The following is a 21,413-nucleotide window of genomic DNA, read 5'->3' on the forward strand; positions in this document are numbered from 1 at the left end:
TAGTTCAGTCTAACGCAGTTAGCCAGCAATGCAAATTGCAAGACCTGCCCCCTCCAAAGCCTCCACTTACCCCCTCCACTCTGAACCAAATTTAAGCTTGATTAATTAAAGGTTTCTTCTCTCCGTCGCGCTAGATAACCCATTAAGCCTAAGCCAGCCAACAACATTACGTAGGCTTCCGGTTCCGGTACTGGCGGGATATAAATTGGTTGAGGGTCAAAGATAGTATCAGGAGTATACGACAGTAAAAATGCTTCGGTATGTCCATGGTGTTGGCCAGACCCAACCATCTGTCCATTATTGTTGATGCTGTTAACAACAATATTAGTCCACCCGTCTGCGACGACAGGAGCCAATAACGAAAGATCAGTCATTCCGCCATGACTAAAAATAAAAGAGTGCTCTAGGCCATCAGCACCTCCGGCCACTCCCACAACCTCTCCGAAATCATTGATGCCGGTGGCACGACTAATGTTGTATCCGCCGACCAAGGTACCCAAGTCAGTCATGCCAATACCATTAGGACCCGTGATAAATGCATGGGTAGGACCGCTTGCAATGGTCGATTCCCCCACCACTTGCCCGGAATCATTGATTCCATAGGCTTGACTACTGAATCCCCCTAAGGTCCCTAAGTCAGTCATACCTATACCATTAGGTCCCGTGATGAATGCATGAGGGGAACCACCTGCAGTTTGAGAACTTCCCACTACTTGCCCGGAATCATTGATGCTATAAGCCACACTGTATCTTCCGCCCAACAACGTACCTAGGTCAGTCATGCCGATACCATTCGGGCCCGTAATAAAAGCGTGCTGAGCAATATCACCTTTCGTGAAAGAATATCCGACGACTTGCCCGGAATTGTTGATACCCTGAGCTGTACTCATGGATCCACCCAGGGTACCCAAGTCAGTCACGCCTATACCATTAGGACCCGTGATAAATGCATGAATAGAATAGCCATCAGTAGAATAGTCATCTGCAAAAATAGATTCTCCCGCCACTTGCCCGGAATCATTAATGCCCAAAGCAAAACTATAGCCCACCTCATCCAAGTCAATCATGCCTATGCCATTAGGGCCCGTGATAAATGCATGCTGGGGACCATCTGATGCAGAAGAAGTCCCGGCCACTTGTCCGGAATCGTTGATGCCAAAGGCACTGCTAGCTATAGGAAAGAGTGGTGGTAAAAATTCCCCCAAGAATCCCAATCCTTTTATTGACCAGTCGGCATGCGCCACTGCCGGAATTGATGCGGTGTAAATTCCTGCGACAAAGATTGCGATCTGTTTGAAATTTGCGAGCTGAGTGTTCATGATGATTGCCCTCATGTGGTTATTTCCGTGATGTTCAAGTCCTTCAGATTGCAAGAAATCAGAAACTTAAACCAATTTGGTTGCGTTATCAGTGTAGGCCGGATTGATTACACAATCAATAAACCGATTACTTATTCTTACGATAAATTCAGTTAAATCACCTCCGGCAAAGCCGGAGGCTTATATTTGCTAGCCCATCAAAGGGGCGAAGGCTGATGCTGCTAAAAGCAGCATCAGATACCAAGTTTGAGCTGATCATCTGAAAGCCGCTCATTGTTCAGCGCCTCCCTAAAAGTAACGCCATGTTGCGCCGGGTATTGTTATTGTTAATGAAAATGCCGGGGCAAAGTACCGGTATTTCGAGTTAAAGCTTTACTTCCGCTAAGTCGTAACAATCCGGACGTAAGATGCTGATTGTCCGAATATGCCCGGTAAAGAATTGAAAATCAAAAAAGCAATGTCCTGTGTGGCTGGAGACACGGATTCCAGCCGTAATTTTATACAGCAATGCAATGAACTGCTGGCACAGCGCGCTCAAATAATGAGTATCGCAGCAATGTTCCGGATTCAGTTGAAGCGTTGGAAAGCTGTTATTGAAATCTATGGCCCGGATTTAGCCGGGCAACTTTCCAGGGAATTGTCGAACCGGCTGTCCGCTTATGTCAACGAACATTGCTTGCTAGCAAGAATTGCAGAGGATCAGTTTGCCATCTTCAAAACGGATTGCGCGAATAATGAGAATGCCGGGTTATTTGCTCGCACGCTTGCAAAGACGGTCATTGCACCGATCAATATCGATTATTTACAGTTTCGCATCGCGATGGATGTGGAAATCAGCACTTATCCCGATAACACGGAAATGATTTCTGAGCCAATTGCGAATGCACCGGCTGCTCTGTTGCATAATCGCACGGTTTGGAGCGGCGATTGTTATTATTTTTCCAAGGAAACCGCCGAAGCGGCGGCTAAACAACGATCGCTTAGAAAATCGCTGCAAACTGCGATTCAAAAACAAGAGCTTGTGCTGCTTTATCAACCGGTAGTGGATCTGCAGTCGGGTGATTTGACCGGCATTGAAGCGCTGGTGCGTTGGAATCATCCGGAATTGGGAATGTTGCTGCCGGAAGATTTTATTCCGTTGGCGCAAGAAAACGGATTTGTCATGGAACTGGGCCGATGGGTGCTGCGGCAGGCTTGTGATCAGCTTCAAGTCTGGCACAGCGCGGGATACCCATTGTTGTCGGTTTCGGTGAATGTTTCCGCTGTTGAATTTGATCAAGCGCAATGGATCAATACGATTTCGCAGGTTCTCGCTGAAACCGGCATGCCCCCGGAGTTTCTGGAATTGGACATCGCCGAATCGACGTTGATGCGGCATGCGGAAACCAGTCTCCAAGCCGTGCGCTCATTGAAAAACCTTGGCGTCAAAATTGTCATGGATAATTTTGGGCGCGGTTATTCATCGCCGCGCTATATAAAGCATTTTTCTGTGGATATTCTGAAGATCGACCGGACTTTAACCCATGATATGATTGCGGATCCTGACGGCTTGACGATTGTTTCCTCAATGATCGGGCTCGCAAAAGGCCTGGGACTGGCGGTTCAAGCCGTGGGCGTCGAAACCAAAGAGCAGTTCGATTGTTTGCTGCATACCGGGTGTCACCGGGCGCAAGGTTATTTGTTTAGCAAACCGGTTTTTGCGCAGGATGTGATGCAACTGCTGGTGCAGCGCAAAACCGGGACGCTTGCGTAGCCGTAGTATCCGGGCCAACCGGCATGAACGATTCATAATTAATGCGCATAATCGATGTAGGTAAAACTCTTACATCGTGATAAGAGAATTACCTAACTTCATTTAAGCGCAACTTCCATTTACTTACCCCCCTGCGATCGCCGACAATTTCACCTGTGCGAAATTGTCTTTTTTGATAAATACTTTTTAATCGACAGGGGAGTTGAAATGGAAACCAATCAAATATTGGATGAAATCAGGGATATCAATTTAAGCTACTTATTGCTTGCCAAGCAAATGTTGCGGGAAGATAAAGTGTCTGCAATCTACCGTTTGGGAATCAATCAGGATCTCGCGGACATTATCGACAGACTGAGTTCCGCGCAGTTAATCAAAATGGCTGCTACCAACATGTTGCTCTGCCGGTTCCGTTTCGACGATCGCTTGATTGCCGAGATGCTCTCCAACGATAGCCGCGATCAGGCTGTTACTAAATCGCATGCAGCAATTTTGATGGCCGGAAAACCGGCCGAAGCTGTGGTGTAATCATAATCGCTTGAATGGGGAGTCCATAATGCGCAACCGAAGTATTCTTACCGAAGCCAAACAAATTCAACTCGCCACGGAATTGATTCAACTAGGCGCCCGGCTCCAGGTTCTGGAGATGAACACAAATCTCAGCCGCGAGCGGTTGGTTAAGCTGTACAAGGAAATCAGAGGGGTGTCGCCTCCCAAAGGCATGCTGCCTTATTCGGAAGACTGGTTCATGAGCTGGCAACCCAACATGCACTCTACGTTATTTATGAATATTCATAACTATGTGACGACTAATTCGGATGTCGAAGGAATCGACGCATTGGTAAAAAGCTACCGGCTCTATCTCGAGCATGTCAAAGTCAATCAGCTGGAGAAAGTATTAAGCTTGACGCGCGCCTGGACTTTGGTGCGTTTTGTGGAAAGCGGCGTTCTGTGCATCGCACCATGCGTGAATTGTCACGGAAAATTTGTGGTTCATTCGCTGGAAATTCATTCCAATCATGTCTGCGGTTTGTGCAATATTCCTTCGCGGGCTGGAAAAACCAAGAAAGCTGCGGCGCTACATTTGCACTAGATAAGAATGAATGATTTAGAAGGCTTGCTGATCATTTCAGCAGATTTTGAATGCGCGCTAAAGCCTGCTGCAAATTATCCATCGACGTGGCAAACGATAAGCGCATGTAGCCTTCACAACCGAATGCCGAGCCTGGGACAACCGCAACACCGGCTTTTTCCAGAAGATATTCGCTGAATGCGAGATCGTTTTGTGCATTGATCAGTTTGTTTTTGTACAAATTTCCGATTGATTCACGAACATCGGCGAATGCATAAAAAGCACCTTCCGAAGCCAAGCAGTGCACGCCGCTGATTTTGTTGAGTTGTTCAGTGACATAAAGATTACGTTCCTTGAATGCCGCAATCATCGGATTCATGCAGGATTGATCGCCATTCAACGCAGTTTCGGCGGCAACTTGCGAAATCGAGCTCGGATTGGAAGTGCTTTGCGACTGAATGTTCTCCATCGCCGTAATGATATGAGCAGGTCCCCCACAATAACCGATGCGCCAGCCGGTCATCGAATAAGCTTTGGATACACCGTTGAGAACAACCGCTTGCGCAAATAACTCCGGACAAGCATTAACGATATTGACAAATTTCTGACCGGTTAACAGGATATGCTCGTACATGTCATCCGTGGCGATGAGAATCTGCGGATGTTTCAATAATACTTCGCCCAAAGCTCTCAGTTCATCCAGGGTATAGACCGCGCCGGAAGGATTGCTCGGGCTATTGATGACGAACATTTTGGTTTTCGGTGTAATGGCAGCTTCCAACTGCTGCGGTGAAATTTTGAAATGTTGCTCGATGCCGGTATTGATAAAGACCGGTTTGCCCTCCGCGATCAGTACGATATCCGGATAAGAAACCCAGTAAGGCGCCGGAATGATCACTTCATCGCCGGGGTTGATGACCGCCAGCGCCAGATTAAAAAAACTCTGTTTGCCGCCGCAAGAAACCAGAATTTGCTTGGGCTCGAAATCGAAATTGTTTTCCCGTTTGAATTTAGCCACGATGGCGTTTTTCAATCCGGGGGTGCCGCCGACCGGCGTGTATTTGGTAAATCCCTTGTTAATCGCGGTGATAGCAGCATCTTTGATGTGCTGCGGCGTGTCGAAATCAGGCTCGCCCGCGCCTAATCCAATAATGTCTTTGCCTTCGGCTTTCAGTTTGGCAGCCCGGGCGGTTACCGCAAGGGTAGGAGATGGTTTGATGGTTTGAACGCGGCTAGAGAGCTCCACAGAAAATCCTCGCACTAAAAAAATAGACAGACCCGCATGTTAGAATAACAAGAAACAATTCAATGGCGGAATTATACCCGTGATCGCAACCTTCCCCAATAGTCCCTATAAATTACATCAAGCATTTGCGCCCGCCGGTGATCAGCCGGTTGCAATCGCACAGTTGGTCGAAGGCATAAACGATGGTCTTGCGTATCAAACGTTACTGGGCGTGACCGGCTCCGGTAAAACGTACACCATAGCCAACATGATCGCCCGCTTGGGCCGTCCGGCGATTATCATCGCGCCGAATAAAACGCTGGCCGCGCAGTTATACGCGGAGATGCGCGAATTCTTCCCGGAAAACGCCATCGAGTACTTCGTTTCCTATTACGATTACTATCAACCGGAAGCATACGTGCCGTCGCGCGATTTGTTTATCGAGAAAGATTCCAGCATCAACGAACATATCGAACAAATGCGCTTGTCCGCGACCAAATCGCTGCTGGAGCGCGACGATTCGATTATCGTCGCGACGGTATCGTGCATCTACGGTATCGGCGATCCGGTCGATTATCACGGCATGATTCTGCACTTGCGCAACGGTGAAAAAATGTCGCAACGCGACATCATCAAGCGCTTGACCGAGATGCAATACGAACGCAATGAACTGGAGTTCAAACGCGGGGTTTTTCGCGTGCGCGGTGATGTCGTCGATGTATTTCCGTCCGAGAATTCCGAAGCGGCAGTCCGCATCACGTTGTTTGACGACGAAGTGGATAGCTTGGCGCTATTCGACCCGCTGACCGGGCGCGTTCTGCAGAAAATCGCGCGTTTCACGGTGTATCCTTCCAGTCACTACGTTACGCCGCGCAGCACCACATTGCGGGCAATGGAAACCATCAAAACCGAATTACGCGAGCGGTTGGAGTATTTCTATCAGGAAAACCGCCTGGTCGAAGCGCAGCGGCTCGAACAACGCACCCGCTTCGATTTGGAAATGCTCAATGAACTGGGTTTTTGCAAAGGCATTGAAAATTATTCCCGCCATTTATCCGGTAAGCAGCCGGGTGAACCGCCGCCGACGTTACTTGATTATCTGCCGGATAATGCTTTGATGATCATCGACGAAAGCCATGTGACCGTGCCGCAAATCGGCGGCATGTATAAGGGCGATCGCTCGCGCAAGGAGAATCTGGTGAACTTCGGCTTCCGCTTGCCGTCGGCGCTGGACAACCGGCCGTTGCGTTTTGAGGAATTTGAGAAACGCATGCCGCAGACGGTTTTCGTGTCGGCCACGCCCGCCGATTATGAGAGTCAGCATAGCGGCCAAGTCGTCGAGCAAGTCGTGCGCCCGACCGGTCTGGTCGATCCGGTTATCGAAGTGCGCCCGGTTGCCACGCAGGTGGATGATTTAATGTCGGAGGTAACTTTACGTACGGCCAAGAACGAGCGTGTACTAGTCACCACGCTGACCAAACGCATGGCGGAGGATTTGACCGATTATTTTTCCGATCATCAAATCAAAGTGCGCTATTTGCATTCGGATATCGACACCGTCGAACGTGTCGAGATCATCCGCGATTTGCGGCTCGGGCAATTCGATGTGCTGGTCGGGATTAACTTGCTGCGCGAAGGGCTGGATATTCCGGAAGTGTCGCTGGTCGCGATACTGGATGCCGATAAGGAAGGCTTCTTGCGTTCGCAACGGTCGCTGATTCAAACCATTGGCCGAGCTGCCCGGCATATCAACGGCACCGCAATCTTATACGCCGACACTATCACCAAATCAATGCGCGTTGCGATTGACGAAACCAGCCGGCGGCGTCAAAAGCAGATTCAATTCAACGAACAGCATCAAATTACACCGCGGTCGGTGCATAAGCGCATCAAGGACTTGATCGACGGCGTTTATAATCATGAATCCGCGCAACAGCAGCACAAAGCCGCGCAAGTGCAAGCGCGCTACGATGCCATGAACGAAGCGCAACTTGCCAAGGAAATTCAGCGGGTCGAGAAGAAAATGCTCAATGCCGCGAAGAACTTGGAATTTGAGCAAGCCGCTGTTTACCGCGATGAACTCAAGAACCTCAAGAACAAGCTGCTGATCGGTTTTACCGGTATTACCTGAGTGGCTATTTTTTGACTTCGGTGGAAGACACGAAAATGATGGTGCCGAAGGTACGGTTCAGCGTTTTGCTGGTGAAATTGGTCATCACCATGCTCTGACCGAAACGGATGTGATCGCCCTTGTTGACTTGGGTCGTCGGCGCGGCAATCCAGAATTTGTGTCCGCTGTTCTGCAATTCCATATAGGTATAGCCGCCGGCATCCATAAAGTCGACGACAATACCTTCGTTGTCGGCCATTTTTCCTGATGCTGCGGCACCTTGTGCAACATTGGGTTGCGCTATGCTATGGGTGGATTGAATAAACAGGCAAACAATCAGCGCCATGAGGGATAAAAAAGATAATTTCATGATTTTAAGAAGTGTTCCGTCTAAAAGGCACGTATCATACACCGCCGCTCTATTTTGTTCCAATGTTGGTAAGCGCGGAATCCCGGTCTTGCCGGACTTTCTCAAAAAAACAAATCGCCGCGGCGGCAGCGGCATTGAGCGATTCGGTTTTTCCCGGCATTGGGATGACGATATTTTCCCGCGCGGTTTGAATCAGTTCTTTGGATAACCCGGCGCCTTCATTGCCGAACAGAAAGGCCACCGGACCAGCCAGAGAAATGTCGAAAAGATTCTTGGCGGCTTGAATCGAAGTGGCAATCACCGTTCCCGGAAAGTCGCGGGAAATTTGCAATAAATCGCAATTCACGTGGATGCGCAAAAAAAAATGGGCGCCCATTGCCGCCCGCAAAGTTTTAGGCGACCAAGCATCCGCGCAGTGCTGCGACAGATAAATATCGCGAACATTAGCGGCCGCGGCGGAACGCAGGATTGAGCCGAGGTTGCCGGGATCCTGAATTGCTTCCAGCATCACGCTGAAAACCTCCCGGCCGCGTCCGGTTTCTTTTTGCAATGGAGGAATCGTAATCAGCGCCAGAATCCCGGTGGGTGTTTTAACCGGTGAAATGGCGCGAAACAAGGCATCGCTGACAACGGATATTTTCGGCGGGGTATGCCCGCAGAGAATGGTCAGAAAATGCTCGTTCCCGGTGTTTTCCATATACGATTGGCTGACGATCAGGTTTTCCGGGTTGCCCAATACCGAGCAATAAATCTGAATCAAATGAATCCCGTCGAGCAGCGTCAAACCGGTTTTCCCGCGATATTGCGAAGATCCTTCCAGCTTGATCAGTTGTTTGACGAGCGGATGATTGCGTGAAGTGATGACCGGCATGATGAGCAAATCCGCTATGAAAGGGGGTCAGTTCACGCGATCAGCTACCGGTGCTTTATATAGCGGTATTCCGCCGATTTTGCGTGCGCCTGCAAACCTTCGCCGTTCGCCAGAATCGATGCGATCTCGCCGAGCTTGGCGGCGCCTTGCGGCGAAACTTGAATCAGGCTGCTGCGTTTCTGGAAATCGTATACCCCCAACGGCGAAGAAAACCGCGCGGTGCGGGAAGTCGGCAGCACGTGATTGGGTCCTGCGCAATAATCGCCGAGCGCTTCGCACGCATGACGTCCCAGGAAAATAGCGCCGGCGTGACGGATTTTATCCACCCAATGCTCCGGATGCTCAACCGACAATTCCAAATGTTCCGGCGCGATACGGTTGGCGATGTCGCAAGCGTCGGCCAAGTCTCTCACTTGAATCAGCGCGCCGCGATTTTCCAGCGACGCGCGAATCACCGCTTGGCGCGGCATGGCGGACAATTGCCGCACGATGCTTTGCTGCACTTGATCCAGAAACGCCGCATCGGGAGATAGCAAAATAGCCTGAGCCAGTTCGTCGTGCTCGGCTTGCGAGAACAAATCCATCGCAATCCAGTCCGGATCGGTGCCGCCGTCGCAAATCACCAGAATTTCCGAAGGACCGGCGACCATGTCGATACCGACGATGCCGAATACCCGACGCTTGGCGGCAGCGACGTAGGCATTGCCGGGGCCGACGATTTTATCGACCGGCGGCACGGTTTCAGTGCCGAACGCCAGAGCGCCGACCGCTTGCGCACCGCCGATGGTGAATACCCGGTCAACCTTGCTGATGGCTGCGGCAGCCAGCACCAATTCGTTTCTTTCGCCGTCCGGTGTCGGTACCACCATGATTAATTCCGGTACGCCGGCCACTTTCGCCGGGATGGCATTCATCAGCACCGATGAAGGGTACGAAGCTTTACCGCCAGGCACGTATAAACCGACACGGTCCAGCGGCGTGACTTTTTGACCCAGCAGCGTGCCATCGGCATCGGTATATTGCCAGGAACTCAACGGTTGTTTTTCGTGATAGCTGCGCACACGTTCGGCAGCTTGCTCGAGCGCCGTTCGTTCCACTGCCGGTAAGGTATTCAGAGATTGCTGCAACTGTTGCGGCGCTAGCTCCAGTTGGCTGGCCGAAGTGACCGCTAGGCGGTCGAAGCGGTTGGTGTATTCGATCAACGCCGCGTCTTTGCGGCTGCGGATATCCGCCAGAATGCCGGCAACCGTCGCGTCGACGGCATCATCTTGTGCGTTTTCAAATGCCAGCAGCTTGTCGAGCTTCTCGTTGAAATCGGAATCAGTAGTGTTGAATCGTTTGATTTGAACCATGGCTTCAATGACGATTGAGTGGAAAGCTTTACAGTTATTTTTCGATGGCTGCGGAAAATGCGTCCAGAACCGGCTGAATCGCGCCTCTTTTCAGTTTTAACGCCGCCTGGTTGATGATCAAGCGCGACGAAATCGGCATGATTTCTTCCACAGCCTTGAGATGATTCGCTTTTAGCGTATTGCCGCTGGATACCAGATCGACGATGGCGTCAGCCAGTCCGACCAGCGGCGCCAGTTCCATCGATCCGTACAATTTGATCAGATCGACATGCACACCCTTGGCGGCGAAGTGTTCACGCGCGGTTTGCACGTACTTGGTGGCGATGCGCAGCCGCGCGCCTTGGCGCACGGCGGAGTCGTAATCGAACCCTTCAGGGGTGGCGACCATCATGCGGCAGCGCGCGATGTTCAAATCGAGCGGTTGGTACAAACCATCGCCGCCATGTTCCAGCAGCACATCCTTGCCGGCGATACCCAGATCGGCGGCGCCGTACTGCACGTAAGTCGGCACATCCGACGCGCGTACGATAATCAACCGCACATGATCGCGGTTGGTAGCAAGTATTAACTTGCGCGATGCATCAGGGTCATCCAGTACTTCAATACCGGCGGCCCTGAGCAGTGGCACCGTGTCTTCAAAAATCCGCCCTTTTGACAGGGCGATGGTGATTTCAGTCATAAAAGCAGTGGAAATTATCCGAGGTTGGCTGCGGCAAATTCCCAGTTGATCAATTTATCCAGAATGGTGTTGACGTAATCCGCGCGGCGATTCTGATAATCGAGATAATAGGCATGCTCCCACACGTCGATGGTCAGCAGTGGCCGCACGTTCTTGGTGATCGGGGTTTCCGCGTTACCGGTTTTGGCGATGGCGATTTTGCCGCCGTCGACGACCAGCCAGGCCCAGCCGCTGCCGAATTGCGTCAAGGCTGCTTGCGCGAATTCCTTTTTACATGCTTCGACGCTGCCGAATGCTTCCTCGATTCTCTGTTTCAACGCCGCCGGCGGTTCGCCGCCGCCGTTGGGACTGAGGCTGTGCCAATAGAACATGTGGTTCCAAACTTGCGCGGCGTTGTTGAAGATCGCCGCTTTGTCCGCTTGTCCGGCGGAAGCGCGCACGATGTCTTCGAGCGACTGACCCGCCAAAGCGGTGTTAGCCACCAGGTTGTTCAAGTTATCAACGTAGGTTTTGTGGTGCTTGCCATAGTGAAAGCTTAAGGTATTGGCGGTGATCACCGGTTCCAACGCGTTGTTGGCGTACGGCAGCGGCGCCAGCACATATTGCGAACCGGCTTGCGCCGCCTTGGAAAAATTATCGACATTGACTGTAGACATAGTGGTCTCCTTCATGGGTTTATTAAAAAAACTTTTCAGCAATTCAAACATTTGCGTACCCCTTTCTTATTGGGTATTGTCTGTTTCGGTGGTAAAGGTGATTTTATTGTAGCCCGCCAGCCGCGCGGCTTCCATTACCGTAATCACCGATTGGTGCGTCGCTTTGGCATCGGCGTTGATGGTGATGAACGGATCCTCGCGGTTATTCGCAGCCGCGTGTAATGCATCGCGCAAGCTTTCGATGCTGGAAGATTTCACCGGCACCAGGTTGATGGTGTAATCACCAAGCGCCGATACGGTAATATCGATGCGATTGGGTTTTTCGATATTTTGATCCACTTGTTCCGCGCTGGTTTGCGGCAACGTCAGCTCAAGCTCGGCGAATTTGGAATAAGTCGTGGTCACCACCAAAAAAATCAGGATGACCAACAACACATCGATCATCGGCACCAGATTGATTTCCGGCTCGTCGTTTTGTTTTCCGCGTTGAAAATTCATTCCGCTACTATTTGTGAAATTGCGTGTTCCGGCTCCGGCAACATTGATAAAAAAAATCAATGAAGAAAAGCAATGTTCGATGAGGTTAGTATAATACCAGTTACGCCAGTTGGCGAAGCCATCGAAATACATCACACAATTATTGCATAGACTAATAAAATAGCCAGCCGTGATTTTGATGGCGTGATAGTACAACATTCTGTTGATCGTGACTGTTTAATTTTGCCGTTTGGAGTGAAATGATTAAACCATTAGTCAGCGTAGTCATGGGAAGTACCAGCGATTGGGAAGTGATGCAGCGCGCCGTCGCCGTGCTCGATGAATTCCATATTGCGTACGAAACCAAAGTGGTGTCCGCGCACCGCACCCCGGATTTGCTGTTCCAGTTTGCTGCGGAAGCCAAATCGCGCGGGATTCAGTGCATTATCGCCGGCGCCGGCGGCGCGGCGCATCTGCCGGGTATGATCGCGGCCAAAACCACCGTGCCGGTGCTCGGTGTGCCGGTCAATTCCAGACATTTGCAAGGATTGGATTCGCTGTTGTCGATCGTGCAAATGCCGAAAGGCATTCCAGTCGCCACGTTTGCCATCGGACAGGCCGGAGCGGCCAACGCCGGATTGTTCGCCGTAGCATTGCTGGCGGTCAACAACAGCGAACTCAGCACACAACTGAACGAATACCGGCGCAAACAAACCGAATCCGTTCTTAACGCCGAGTTACCGCAATAATGCCAGTGATGCCAGGCGCCATGCTCGGTGTGCTCGGTGGCGGGCAGCTCGGGCGTATGTTCGTGCAAGCCGCGCAGCAAATGGGTTATCAAGTCACGGTGCTGGATCCATCGCCTGATAGCCCTGCCGGGCGTGTTGCCGATGTCTTTATCTGCGCTGATTATGATGACCAAGCGGCTCTGGAAAAGATCGGACAGCAATGCGCTGCCGTTACCACCGAATTTGAGAACATTCCCGCCGGATCGTTGCGCGCACTGACTCGTTATTGCGTGGTTAGCCCGGATGCGAATAGTGTGTCGATCGCGCAAAACCGCGTGCGTGAAAAACAATTTCTGGTCGATTGCGGTTTTGCCGTGGCATCGTTTGCAGTCATTACGCAACCGCAAGACATTGCCACGCAAGATGTCGCTCAGTTTCTGCCGGGTATTCTGAAAGTCAGTCAATTCGGCTACGACGGCAAGGGTCAGATCAAAGTAGCCAATGTAGTGGAATTGCAGGCGGGCTACAAGCAATTGAATCATGCCGTGTGCGTGCTGGAAAAATTCATGCCGTTGAAAAGCGAAGTCTCGGTGGTGGTCGCCCGTGGTGGCAATGGTGAAATAGCGACGTTTCCGGTATCCGAGAATCAGCATGTCAACGGCATCCTCGATATCAGCATCGTGCCCGCCCGGATTTCTCCGCTGCTGGCTGACAAAGCGCAAACCCTCGCCTGCCAGGTTGCCGAAAAACTCAATTATCAAGGCGTGTTGTGCGTCGAATTTTTCGTATTGCACGACGACGCGCTGCTGATCAACGAAATTGCGCCGCGTCCGCACAACAGCGGGCATTATTCGATCGACGTCTGCGTCACCTCGCAATTCGAGCAGCAAGTGCGTACGCTGTGCGGCTTGCCGCTGGGTTCGACTGCGCAGCTCAGCCCTGCGGTGATGGTCAATCTGCTCGGCGATGTGTGGCACAGCGGCGATCCCGATTGGAATTTGGTGTTGCAACACCCATCGGCCAAATTACATTTGTACGGCAAAACCGAAGCACGCCCGGGACGTAAAATGGGGCATTTCACCGTGTTGGGCAGCGACACCGAAACCGCATTGAATGATGCGCTACGCATCAAAAAACAACTGGAACCCAAGTAAAGCGAATACCATGACCGAAACCGCACTGTTTGAAACTTCGATTAAAAGTTTGCCGTTTTTGCACCGCGGCAAAGTCCGCGACATCTACGCCGTCGGCGACGACAAACTGTTAATCGTGCAAACCGACCGCCTGTCGGCGTTCGACGTAATTCTGCCGACCGCGGTACCCGGAAAGGGCAAAATCCTGACCGCATTATCGCAATTCTGGTTCGACAAACTTGCGCATATCCTGCCGAATCACCTCACCGGCATCGCACCGGAATCGGTCGTCGCCGAGAACGAACGCAATCAGGTAGAAGGACGCGCGTTCGTGATCCGTCGCCTGAAACCGCTGCCGATCGAAGCCATCGTGCGCGGTTATGTTGTTGGCTCCGGCTGGAAGGATTATCAGCAAACCGGCGCAATCTGCGGCATTCCGTTGCCTGCCGGATTGAAACTCGCTGACAAACTGCCGGGTGGTGCGATCTTCACGCCATCGACCAAAGCTGCTGCCGGAGCGCACGATGAAAACATCGTCATCGCCGAAGTGGAGAAACTGCTCGGTAGGGAATTGACCGCCAATGTCAGCGCCAAAGCCATCCAGCTCTATTCCGAAGCCGCTGAGTATGCCCTGCAACGTGGCATCATCATCGCCGACACCAAATTCGAATTCGGCCTGGATGATGCCGGTGAACTCTACCTGATCGACGAAGTCCTCACCCCCGACTCATCCCGCTTCTGGCCTGCCGACCAATATCAACCCGGCCAAAACCCGCCGAGTTTCGACAAACAATTCGTGCGCGACTGGTTGGAAACGCAAGACTGGAATAAAAAAGCGCCAGCGCCGGCATTACCGGACGATGTGTTACGGCAGACGGTGGGGAAGTATCGGGAGGCGATAAGGTTGTTGATGTGAATGACTAGCTACTTTAACTACGGAATCTGTATCTGTTGCTCGTTTATTTGTATGAGATATCAGGATTATTTTTATAGGCAGATAATTGGATAGCATATACTTTCAAAAAAACTGATTCCAGTTATTCTGGACATGAAACTGAAATATGCTTATATTATTAATTCGCAATTCTCCGTGGCCTTGCTATGGAATTTGGTTATCCCAAATTATCCGTTTTATAAAACTTATGAAGTATCTGCCCACTCGTTGTATTTGCTTTTCGTGGTTTACCCTAATGTTCAGCGGGATGGTTGCTCTTATGTTTACAGGGTGCAATTCATTCGCACCAAATATCGCACCAGATATTTTGCAAAAAAGAACTTGGGATCCATGGATTTGCATCTACTCGAAAACAGCTATCAAGGCTGAGGATGTGACGCTGGAAATCAATCAAGGTAGAATCAAGCTAAATGAGCATATCATGTGTTGGATGCCCATTGCGGAGCAATTTAGACCAAGAGAATCTGTCCAGGAAGTCAGTATTAAGACATTTCTCGAAAGAACCGGAATGACACTTGACGAGGCACGAAGCAACCAACTCGGAGCGATGCTTTGCCATGACGGTGCAGTTGGTTCGATTACACTTTTAAATGGCCTTCCTTCACTGAATGAAGCTATCAAAGCATGCGCGTCACCTATCGTTCCTTCGTCAGGAGTCAGTAGTTTGGGTGGCGCAATCGGGGGAGGTGATCGCGATAGTGGCATTCTTCCCAATCTATTCGGAATTAAGACGAGCATGCCGCGTGCGAGCAGTATTAAATGCAGCGCTCAAGGTTCACCCAATCCTTGGGCAGCAGAGGGCGGAAAGCAACCTGTTAGTAATTCTGACATTGCATCGACTTACCTCTTCTCGGTAATAGCTGGAGTAAGTATCGCATACGGAACGTACAGGGGTATTCTGACGCCGCCCTTTCCAGGGAGTGAAGTTGTGACTGTTGGCGCAGGCGCATCTGGCCTAGTTAACTGGGGGATTAAGGCAGCAAATGATCTTGGGGATTTGATGGAAAATAAATACCGCGATGGAGCCAAAGGTTTTGCTCATCAAGCTAGCGAATTTGCTAAAGAAGCTGAGGCTAACGCTCAAGCAGCGGAGTTTCTCGCGGCAGCTAATAAAGAAAACCCCGAGCTTGCTGTAGAGGCAGCAAAAGCACGCGAAGCTGCGAATGACGCTGCGAAAGCCGCTGGGGCGGCAGCGAGAGCGGCCGAAGAGGCCTCTAAAGCCAAGACACGTGCTGAGGTGGTATCTGCGTACAATACTGCAAAGGCAGCCGACGAAGAAGCAAAGAAAAAGAATAAGGAAACTGCCGACGCACTTGAAGTGGCTAAGAATAAATTGGATACGAGTGGGGGGGGCAATCAAAACAACTCTAACAACATGAGTACAGACAGTGCCAATACTCCGCAAAATACGTGTGAGACGCTACGTCTAAAGATCTGGGAGTGTGAGGAGTCTGGCTGGAAGACCTTTCAATGCCAAGAGCTTGCTCGCATGATGCAGGGTTGCAAGGTTGATATGACTATAGCACTTGTTGATGGAGATTCAAACATCTGTGGCGCGACCTCCTTTTCTAGTGAACAAATTGATACTGCAGCAGATAAGGCTTGCGGAATGCAAATAGCATACCCAATGCCTGGTGTGGATCCTTGTTTGCTAACCGTCGAAGGTTCACCGAGTTTTCAAGGAGGGTGTGACTCGACCATCGATGGATGTCCTCGTGTAGATGTGGAGCAGCCCGACATTATCGTACCGAAGGGTGACGACACGATTTGCTTCCCTGCCCCCCCTGGCGCGCCCCCTATGCCATGTGTCAGTCCAACACCCAGAGGTGGTGGGCCTATCGCTGGCGGGTTTCTTCAGGACAACCAAGGAGGCGTATATATTGTGACCCCTGGTGGAATTAGAGTACTTGGTCAAGGATACCCACCGCGACTTCCTTGATGTTGCGTGATATCGTGGCGTCGATAGTGTCGTCTCGAAATCATCAGCCATGTAAAGCGGAAGCTGGTAGCGTTCCGCCTCCAATCACCTGCCGAATGATCGCACCGGAATTCCATTGATAGCCATATTTTTATATGGAACCTGATTTGTCGATATGCTAAGCTGATTCCAGGAAGAAAGCCCGGTTTGAGTGGAACGCGGATAAGGATGTCGAGAATCAGAAGAAACACGGCGTAGCTTTTTCCTTGGCGCAATATGCTTTCGCTGATCCTAACCGTGTTATCGCCGAGGATATTGCACATAGTGAAACGGAAAAGCGTTATTTTTGTTTCGGTGCGGTTGAAGGTGGCATTCTTACCGTCCGCTTTACTTATCGCGGTGGTGTAATTCGTATATTTGGCGCCGGTTATTGGCGAAAAGGAAAGATAATTTATGAGCAAGAAAATCAAGTACCAGGATGAGCCGATTGAAGCCAAAGTCATTGAAGATTTTCTGCCTACACCTGAGCAGCTTGCTTTCCGGGAAGAAGGCGTGAAAGTGACGATTGCACTCAGCAAGAAAAGTGTTGAATTCTTCAAGGCGGAAGCAGCGAAACACCATACGCAATATCAGCGCATGATTCGAAATCTGATCGATAGCTACGTCGATGCCTACGACAAACCTCCAGTATCAGACTCCGCTTTAACCGAGCAAGAATAAACTTGCCGGGGGGGAAGCCGCCCGGATAAGCCTGCATCATCCAAGACTAAAATGATTTCCTGTGTAGTGTGCTTTTTGCGCACTGATACCCTACTCTGGCAAGGCAATTATTCGCATAAGCCGTTTCCTCCGGCATAAAGCAAATCACAAGCAACTTGCTAGGAATGCTATGATTTTGGCATGTCGCCGACTGTTTTTTGTGAAGACTCATTTGCGAAAAAATAACTAGAAATCACTCGATCAGTTGAAAATAAACCCGGAATTACATCGAAATAAAAAATTCACATCATTTTGCAAAGATTTCAAAATATCGATTAATTAAAAATCCATACTGCTCATGAACACTTCTTTACAAAAAATCACAACCGCGCTGTTTCTGATAATCATCGGCCTGTTAACCGCCTGCGTCGCAACACCTACTCGCGAAGCGTTACTGGCTCAGAACGTTATTTACAGCCGCATCAGCGGCAAACACTATCTGGCGATTGCCGAATGCTTGAAAAGTAAAGATAGCTTTCCCCTGCCGGAATGGCATCGCCAAACCGTGCGCGATCTCAACACTTATTTCATTTATCACGAATCCATGCAAGTCAATGGATATCCGCACTTTCACGACGAAGCCGCAAAAACTTATTACATCACCGAGATTCACAGCACCGGTTCTTCGCGGAATACCGGTCAACCGATCACGCACGGCAATGGCAATTGGATTTTGACCATCAAAGATACAAGCACCGGTGAAGAAATCCGATCCGGCATCGAAATTCGCAGCAACGCCAATCTGCTGCATGACTACCCGCCGGATTCCTATGCGCCCACCCCGGATGCTTCACTGCCGCAACGCTTGCATAAAGCCGAGACCATCGACCGGTGTTTTGATTGATGCGCTTTGCAAACAGTATTGGTGGCTGAATGCAGGCGGAATTTCAACTATTCTCCTGATTTTTTTGCAACAACCTTTCATTTCCCATTGCTTTTTCCAGAAAGCATCCATAAAATCCAGCCTGAAGTTGTTTTTCTGTCTGTCAACGTTCGACTGCCATGCAGAAAAGCGATAACTCGCATGGAAACTAGGGTTCCGGTCAAAGTAATTAAGACGTCAGGTCCGAGAGTTTCCGGTCTCTTAAAACGAGGCTCCACGGAGGGATAAAAGCCCGGGAGATCAAGTCGTGTATCGTTGATACATGGGTCTTTCGGTAATATTCTGAAAATGGAGGTTCGTTATGTCGGAAGTATCAAAATCAGTTAATCCGCCAGCCGCCCAGGAAACACAATCGCTGCGCGCCAGCATGACCATCTGGCACAGCTTTACGTTGGGTTTTGCGGTGGTATCGCCGATTGTCGGGCTTTATGCGATTATCGGTGTGCAAACGGCCGTAACCGGCGGCGGCTGGTTCGCAGCCCTGGTCATTTGCCTGTTGATGCAACTGCTGGTGGCAACGGTTTACGCCGAGCTGTCGTCGCAATTCCCGATTGCCGGTGGCGCTTACAAATGGACACGGCAGTTTTACGGCAGCACGGCCGGACACTATGCCGGTGTCATCTACATCAGCTCGACCATTGCCATGCTGACCACCACGGCGTACGCCGGCGGTATCTGGTTTGCCGGATTTTTTGGATCCTCCGGTGACAGCGGCATGGAAAAAGTCCTGTGGGCAGTCGTTTTCCTGGCGCTATGCACGGCGCTGAATCTGGTGCATGTCAACGTTTTCAAGCTCACCATCAAACTCGGTGTTTATGCCGAAATCGTTGGTTCATTCGGAATCGCCATCCTGCTGTTCCTGTTTTTCCGCCAGCACTCGCTCGCCGAACTGTTCCAGCACTTAGGCACCGGCACCGCGCCGAGCCAGACCGCCGCATTTCTGGCCGCGCTCGCCATTGCCGGCTGGGCGTTCATCGGTTTCGATGCGTGTTCGACGACCGCGGAAGAAACGCACGAACCAAAGCGGGCGGTCCCTCGCGCGATCTTTTTCTCATTGTGCACCGTCGGTACCGTGGTGGTATTCAATTCGGCTTCCCTGATATTGGCTTTCGATCACGAAACACTCATCCACAGCAGCGCCACCGCCGATCCGATTACGCCGTTGGTCGCCAATCACTTTGGCGGCTGGATCGAGAAACCGTTTCTGGCGATCGTGATGGTCGCGTTTCTCGCGTGCGGCGCATCGGTCGTCAAATATACCTCGCGCATCATGTTCTCGATGGCGCGGGAAGGCAACATGCCGGCAGCTTTAAGCCGGGTCACCGCTAGTCAGACACCCCGGAATGCTGTGCTATTTACCGTTTTGTTAGCCGGTTGCGGTTTGATTTTCGGGCTCAACGACGATGCGGTGGCAACCATCATCGCATTCGGTACCGGCGGTCTTTACGCGATGTTCGCCTTTACCACCGGTATTGCGCTGTTCGCGCGTTTATCCGGCCGCTGGAATCCGGCATTGGGTCAACTGAAACTGGGCAAATGGGGATTACTCATCAATACCTTGGCGTTTATCTGGGCTCTGTTTGAATTGATCAACATCGCCTGGCCGCGTCCCTACGCCATCTCCGCCGATGCGCCGTGGTGGCAGCTTTGGGCGACACCGCTGGTGCTCGGCAGCATTCTGGCTATTACAACCATCTATCTATTATTTAAAAAACTTTTAAGGAGCCGGTTATGAATCAGCACACCATCATCTGGAAACAAACCATTCCAGGCGGCTGCCATTGGTCCGGCATCATCCGCCGCGGCACGACATTGCGTCTGACCGATGCCGACGGCGGCGCGAATGCAGCGGTTCTGCTGTTCAATCAGGAAGAAAAACTCGAACGCTATAACATGGCCGACACCTTGAAGTCGCAGCACACCTTCCGTCTGACCAAAGGTCATGCCTGCCACTCCGATATGGGCCGGATTTTTTGCTGCATCACCGCCGATACCGCCGGCTGGCACGACACCGTCTGCGGCTTGAGCGACGATGCATTGATCCGGCGGAAATACGGCGAAGCGCGCTACCAGGAACATCGCAATCAAATGCACCGCAGCGGCCTGAGCGGTATGTTGATCGAGCTGGGCAAGTGGGGACTGGACATGCGCGATGTAGTCGCCAATATCAATTTCTTCAGCAAAGTCACCTCTGATGCCTTTGGTGAATTGACCTATCACCCCGATCATAGCAAAGCGGGCGACTATATCGACTTGAGTTTCGTCATGAACACGCTGGTGGTGCTGTCGGCTGCACCGCATCCGCTCGACACCAAAAAAACTTATCAGCCCGGCGCGATCTCGCTGGAGGTTTTCAATACGCCGCCGGATGCCATCAAGGAATGTTTGCATATCGACGAAAACAGCCGTGCACTGCAAAACGCGCAAAACTTTTATGGGGAGGGTACGCTATGAATGCCGCAAAATTACCTGTCAATCACTTCGATCCAGCTCAAGCTGCCGTCAACGAAATCTGCCCCGCCGGGGAACCTTGGGTGCACCTCATCAAACAAGGGCAAACATTCCGTATCGTCGATCTCGAAGGCAATCAAGCGGTCGACACCCTGTTCTACAACGCGCACGATACGCAAGAACGTTACAGCGCTACCGATACCATTACCCGTCAGAATCATTTGTACCTGACCACGGGCAGCAAGCTTTACTCCAATCTCGGCAACGTCATGCTCGTCATCACCGCCGACACCTGCGGCCGCCACGATACCTTGGGCGGCGCATGCGCTGCGGAGAGCAACACCGTGCGCTACGCATTGGAAAAATTCCCGATGCACAGTTGCCGCGATAATTTTTTACATGCCTTGGCGCATCATCCGTTGTGCCAGCAACTCGACATGAGCAAGCGTGACCTGCCGGGCAACATCAATTTCTTCATGAATGTACCGGTCACCGAAGCTGGCCGGCTGGAATTTACCGATGGTGTTTCCGCTCCCGGAAAATACGTCGAAATGCGCGCTGAAATGGATGTGGTGGTATTGATCTCGAATTGCCCGCAACTGAACAATCCGTGCAATGCCTATAACCCGACGCCGATCCGCTTGCTGATCTGGGATTAACTCGCTGAGGAAACGCTGATTAATTCGCCGGGCAAGATGAAGCACA

The 21,413-nt window shown here is 51.1% G+C and carries 22 protein-coding genes and 1 riboswitch; of the genes, 14 read left to right on the forward strand and 8 right to left on the reverse strand.

Annotation, left to right across the window (positions count from 1 at the left end):
- Positions 1 to 101: 101 nt before the first annotated feature.
- The gene (locus RBH92_RS10375; protein ID WP_307931981.1) at positions 102 to 1,319 is read right to left on the reverse strand and encodes a PEP-CTERM sorting domain-containing protein; all 1,218 of its coding nucleotides are present in this window, start codon (positions 1,317 to 1,319) and stop codon (positions 102 to 104) included.
- 439 nt (positions 1,320 to 1,758) lie between these two features.
- Between RBH92_RS10375 and RBH92_RS10380 the strand changes: the two genes are divergently transcribed.
- The 3 genes from RBH92_RS10380 to flhC all read left to right on the forward strand — a co-directional run bounded on the left by RBH92_RS10380 (position 1,759) and on the right by flhC (position 4,162).
- On the forward strand, positions 1,759 to 3,072 hold the full coding sequence (locus tag RBH92_RS10380; RefSeq protein WP_307931982.1) for a putative bifunctional diguanylate cyclase/phosphodiesterase: 1,314 nt from the start codon (positions 1,759 to 1,761) through the stop codon (positions 3,070 to 3,072).
- Positions 3,073 to 3,279: 207 nt separating this feature from the next.
- A complete protein-coding gene (flhD, locus tag RBH92_RS10385; RefSeq protein WP_292922996.1) occupies positions 3,280 to 3,597 on the forward strand; it encodes a flagellar transcriptional regulator FlhD in 318 nt (105 codons plus the stop codon).
- Between the two features lie 28 nt (positions 3,598 to 3,625).
- On the forward strand, positions 3,626 to 4,162 hold the full coding sequence (flhC, locus tag RBH92_RS10390) for a flagellar transcriptional regulator FlhC (protein ID WP_307931983.1): 537 nt from the start codon (positions 3,626 to 3,628) through the stop codon (positions 4,160 to 4,162).
- Between the two features lie 31 nt (positions 4,163 to 4,193).
- Here the strand turns inward: flhC and RBH92_RS10395 are convergent, their stop codons facing one another.
- Entirely contained in the window at positions 4,194 to 5,387 is a 1,194-nt protein-coding gene (locus tag RBH92_RS10395; RefSeq protein ID WP_307931984.1) for a pyridoxal phosphate-dependent aminotransferase, read from the reverse strand.
- Positions 5,388 to 5,466: 79 nt separating this feature from the next.
- On the opposite strand from RBH92_RS10395, the gene uvrB reads away from it, so the two are divergent.
- Positions 5,467 to 7,497, forward strand: coding sequence for an excinuclease ABC subunit UvrB (gene uvrB / locus RBH92_RS10400; protein WP_307931985.1), 2,031 nt, complete (start codon positions 5,467 to 5,469; stop codon positions 7,495 to 7,497).
- A 4-nt stretch (positions 7,498 to 7,501) separates the two neighbouring features.
- Here uvrB and RBH92_RS10405 read toward each other — a convergent pair whose 3' ends face one another.
- The 6 genes from RBH92_RS10405 to RBH92_RS10430 form a co-directional block, all read right to left on the reverse strand.
- Positions 7,502 to 7,846, reverse strand: a complete 345-nt coding sequence (locus tag RBH92_RS10405; RefSeq protein WP_307931986.1) for a hypothetical protein — start codon at positions 7,844 to 7,846, stop codon at positions 7,502 to 7,504.
- A gap of 49 nt (positions 7,847 to 7,895) precedes the next feature.
- The gene (locus tag RBH92_RS10410; RefSeq protein WP_307931987.1) at positions 7,896 to 8,717 is read right to left on the reverse strand and encodes a TrmH family RNA methyltransferase; all 822 of its coding nucleotides are present in this window, start codon (positions 8,715 to 8,717) and stop codon (positions 7,896 to 7,898) included.
- Positions 8,718 to 8,761: 44 nt separating this feature from the next.
- On the reverse strand, positions 8,762 to 10,069 hold the full coding sequence (gene hisD / locus RBH92_RS10415; RefSeq protein ID WP_307931988.1) for a histidinol dehydrogenase: 1,308 nt from the start codon (positions 10,067 to 10,069) through the stop codon (positions 8,762 to 8,764).
- Between the two features lie 34 nt (positions 10,070 to 10,103).
- Positions 10,104 to 10,748: an ATP phosphoribosyltransferase gene (hisG, locus tag RBH92_RS10420; RefSeq protein WP_307931989.1), complete on the reverse strand. Its 645-nt coding sequence runs from the start codon at positions 10,746 to 10,748 to the stop codon at positions 10,104 to 10,106.
- A 14-nt stretch (positions 10,749 to 10,762) separates the two neighbouring features.
- On the reverse strand, positions 10,763 to 11,404 hold the full coding sequence (locus tag RBH92_RS10425; protein ID WP_307931990.1) for a superoxide dismutase: 642 nt from the start codon (positions 11,402 to 11,404) through the stop codon (positions 10,763 to 10,765).
- A 66-nt stretch (positions 11,405 to 11,470) separates the two neighbouring features.
- A complete protein-coding gene (locus RBH92_RS10430) occupies positions 11,471 to 11,902 on the reverse strand; it encodes an ExbD/TolR family protein (protein WP_292922978.1) in 432 nt (143 codons plus the stop codon).
- A gap of 239 nt (positions 11,903 to 12,141) precedes the next feature.
- On the opposite strand from RBH92_RS10430, the gene purE reads away from it, so the two are divergent.
- The 10 genes from purE to RBH92_RS10480 all read left to right on the forward strand — a co-directional run bounded on the left by purE (position 12,142) and on the right by RBH92_RS10480 (position 21,367).
- A complete protein-coding gene (gene purE / locus RBH92_RS10435) occupies positions 12,142 to 12,630 on the forward strand; it encodes a 5-(carboxyamino)imidazole ribonucleotide mutase (RefSeq protein ID WP_307931991.1) in 489 nt (162 codons plus the stop codon).
- Complete coding sequence (locus RBH92_RS10440) at positions 12,630 to 13,763, forward strand: 5-(carboxyamino)imidazole ribonucleotide synthase (RefSeq protein ID WP_307931992.1); 1,134 nt, start codon at positions 12,630 to 12,632, stop codon at positions 13,761 to 13,763. The genes purE and RBH92_RS10440 overlap by 1 nt, the downstream gene beginning before the upstream one ends.
- A 10-nt stretch (positions 13,764 to 13,773) precedes the next feature.
- Positions 13,774 to 14,658 (forward strand): phosphoribosylaminoimidazolesuccinocarboxamide synthase, encoded by an 885-nt coding sequence (locus tag RBH92_RS10445; protein ID WP_307931993.1) that lies wholly within the window; start codon positions 13,774 to 13,776, stop codon positions 14,656 to 14,658.
- A gap of 226 nt (positions 14,659 to 14,884) precedes the next feature.
- Positions 14,885 to 16,636 (forward strand): hypothetical protein, encoded by a 1,752-nt coding sequence (locus tag RBH92_RS10450; RefSeq protein ID WP_307931994.1) that lies wholly within the window; start codon positions 14,885 to 14,887, stop codon positions 16,634 to 16,636.
- Positions 16,637 to 16,881: 245 nt separating this feature from the next.
- Positions 16,882 to 17,097 carry a BrnT family toxin gene (locus RBH92_RS10455; RefSeq protein ID WP_307931995.1) on the forward strand — a complete coding sequence of 72 codons (216 nt, stop codon included), beginning with the start codon at positions 16,882 to 16,884 and terminating at the stop codon, positions 17,095 to 17,097.
- Positions 17,069 to 17,335, forward strand: a complete 267-nt coding sequence (locus tag RBH92_RS10460) for a hypothetical protein (RefSeq protein ID WP_307931996.1) — start codon at positions 17,069 to 17,071, stop codon at positions 17,333 to 17,335. Before RBH92_RS10455 ends, RBH92_RS10460 begins: the two co-directional genes overlap by 29 nt.
- A gap of 337 nt (positions 17,336 to 17,672) precedes the next feature.
- A complete protein-coding gene (locus tag RBH92_RS10465) occupies positions 17,673 to 18,218 on the forward strand; it encodes a hypothetical protein (RefSeq protein ID WP_307931997.1) in 546 nt (181 codons plus the stop codon).
- A 176-nt stretch (positions 18,219 to 18,394) separates the two neighbouring features.
- Positions 18,395 to 18,498, forward strand: a riboswitch (guanidine-I (ykkC/yxkD leader).
- A gap of 60 nt (positions 18,499 to 18,558) precedes the next feature.
- Positions 18,559 to 19,992: an APC family permease gene (locus tag RBH92_RS10470; protein ID WP_307931998.1), complete on the forward strand. Its 1,434-nt coding sequence runs from the start codon at positions 18,559 to 18,561 to the stop codon at positions 19,990 to 19,992.
- A complete protein-coding gene (locus RBH92_RS10475; protein ID WP_307931999.1) occupies positions 19,989 to 20,711 on the forward strand; it encodes an urea amidolyase associated protein UAAP1 in 723 nt (240 codons plus the stop codon). The genes RBH92_RS10470 and RBH92_RS10475 overlap by 4 nt, the downstream gene beginning before the upstream one ends.
- Complete coding sequence (locus RBH92_RS10480; protein ID WP_307932000.1) at positions 20,708 to 21,367, forward strand: urea amidolyase associated protein UAAP2; 660 nt, start codon at positions 20,708 to 20,710, stop codon at positions 21,365 to 21,367. Before RBH92_RS10475 ends, RBH92_RS10480 begins: the two co-directional genes overlap by 4 nt.
- The last annotated feature ends 46 nt before the right edge of the window (positions 21,368 to 21,413 follow it).

The sequence above is a fragment of the Nitrosomonas sp. sh817 genome (assembly GCF_030908545.1).
Classification (GTDB): Bacteria; Pseudomonadota; Gammaproteobacteria; order Burkholderiales; family Nitrosomonadaceae; genus Nitrosomonas.

Bases quoted from the DNA above. Each gene is read 5' to 3' on its own strand.
- RBH92_RS10375 (WP_307931981.1), bottom strand. From the start codon at position 1,319: ATGAACACTCAGCTCGCAAATTTCAAACAGATCGCAATCTTTGTCGCA.
- flhD (WP_292922996.1), top strand. From the start codon at position 3,280: ATGGAAACCAATCAAATATTGGATGAAATCAGGGATATCAATTTAAGC.
- flhC (WP_307931983.1), top strand. From the start codon at position 3,626: ATGCGCAACCGAAGTATTCTTACCGAAGCCAAACAAATTCAACTCGCC.
- RBH92_RS10405 (WP_307931986.1), bottom strand. From the start codon at position 7,846: ATGAAATTATCTTTTTTATCCCTCATGGCGCTGATTGTTTGCCTGTTT.
- RBH92_RS10410 (WP_307931987.1), bottom strand. From the start codon at position 8,717: ATGCCGGTCATCACTTCACGCAATCATCCGCTCGTCAAACAACTGATC.
- hisD (WP_307931988.1), bottom strand. From the start codon at position 10,069: ATGGTTCAAATCAAACGATTCAACACTACTGATTCCGATTTCAACGAG.
- hisG (WP_307931989.1), bottom strand. From the start codon at position 10,748: ATGACTGAAATCACCATCGCCCTGTCAAAAGGGCGGATTTTTGAAGAC.
- RBH92_RS10425 (WP_307931990.1), bottom strand. From the start codon at position 11,404: ATGTCTACAGTCAATGTCGATAATTTTTCCAAGGCGGCGCAAGCCGGT.
- RBH92_RS10430 (WP_292922978.1), bottom strand. From the start codon at position 11,902: ATGAATTTTCAACGCGGAAAACAAAACGACGAGCCGGAAATCAATCTG.
- purE (WP_307931991.1), top strand. From the start codon at position 12,142: ATGATTAAACCATTAGTCAGCGTAGTCATGGGAAGTACCAGCGATTGG.
- RBH92_RS10440 (WP_307931992.1), top strand. From the start codon at position 12,630: ATGCCAGTGATGCCAGGCGCCATGCTCGGTGTGCTCGGTGGCGGGCAG.
- RBH92_RS10445 (WP_307931993.1), top strand. From the start codon at position 13,774: ATGACCGAAACCGCACTGTTTGAAACTTCGATTAAAAGTTTGCCGTTT.
- RBH92_RS10450 (WP_307931994.1), top strand. From the start codon at position 14,885: ATGAAGTATCTGCCCACTCGTTGTATTTGCTTTTCGTGGTTTACCCTA.
- RBH92_RS10460 (WP_307931996.1), top strand. From the start codon at position 17,069: ATGAGCAAGAAAATCAAGTACCAGGATGAGCCGATTGAAGCCAAAGTC.
- RBH92_RS10465 (WP_307931997.1), top strand. From the start codon at position 17,673: ATGAACACTTCTTTACAAAAAATCACAACCGCGCTGTTTCTGATAATC.
- RBH92_RS10470 (WP_307931998.1), top strand. From the start codon at position 18,559: ATGTCGGAAGTATCAAAATCAGTTAATCCGCCAGCCGCCCAGGAAACA.
- RBH92_RS10475 (WP_307931999.1), top strand. From the start codon at position 19,989: ATGAATCAGCACACCATCATCTGGAAACAAACCATTCCAGGCGGCTGC.
- RBH92_RS10480 (WP_307932000.1), top strand. From the start codon at position 20,708: ATGAATGCCGCAAAATTACCTGTCAATCACTTCGATCCAGCTCAAGCT.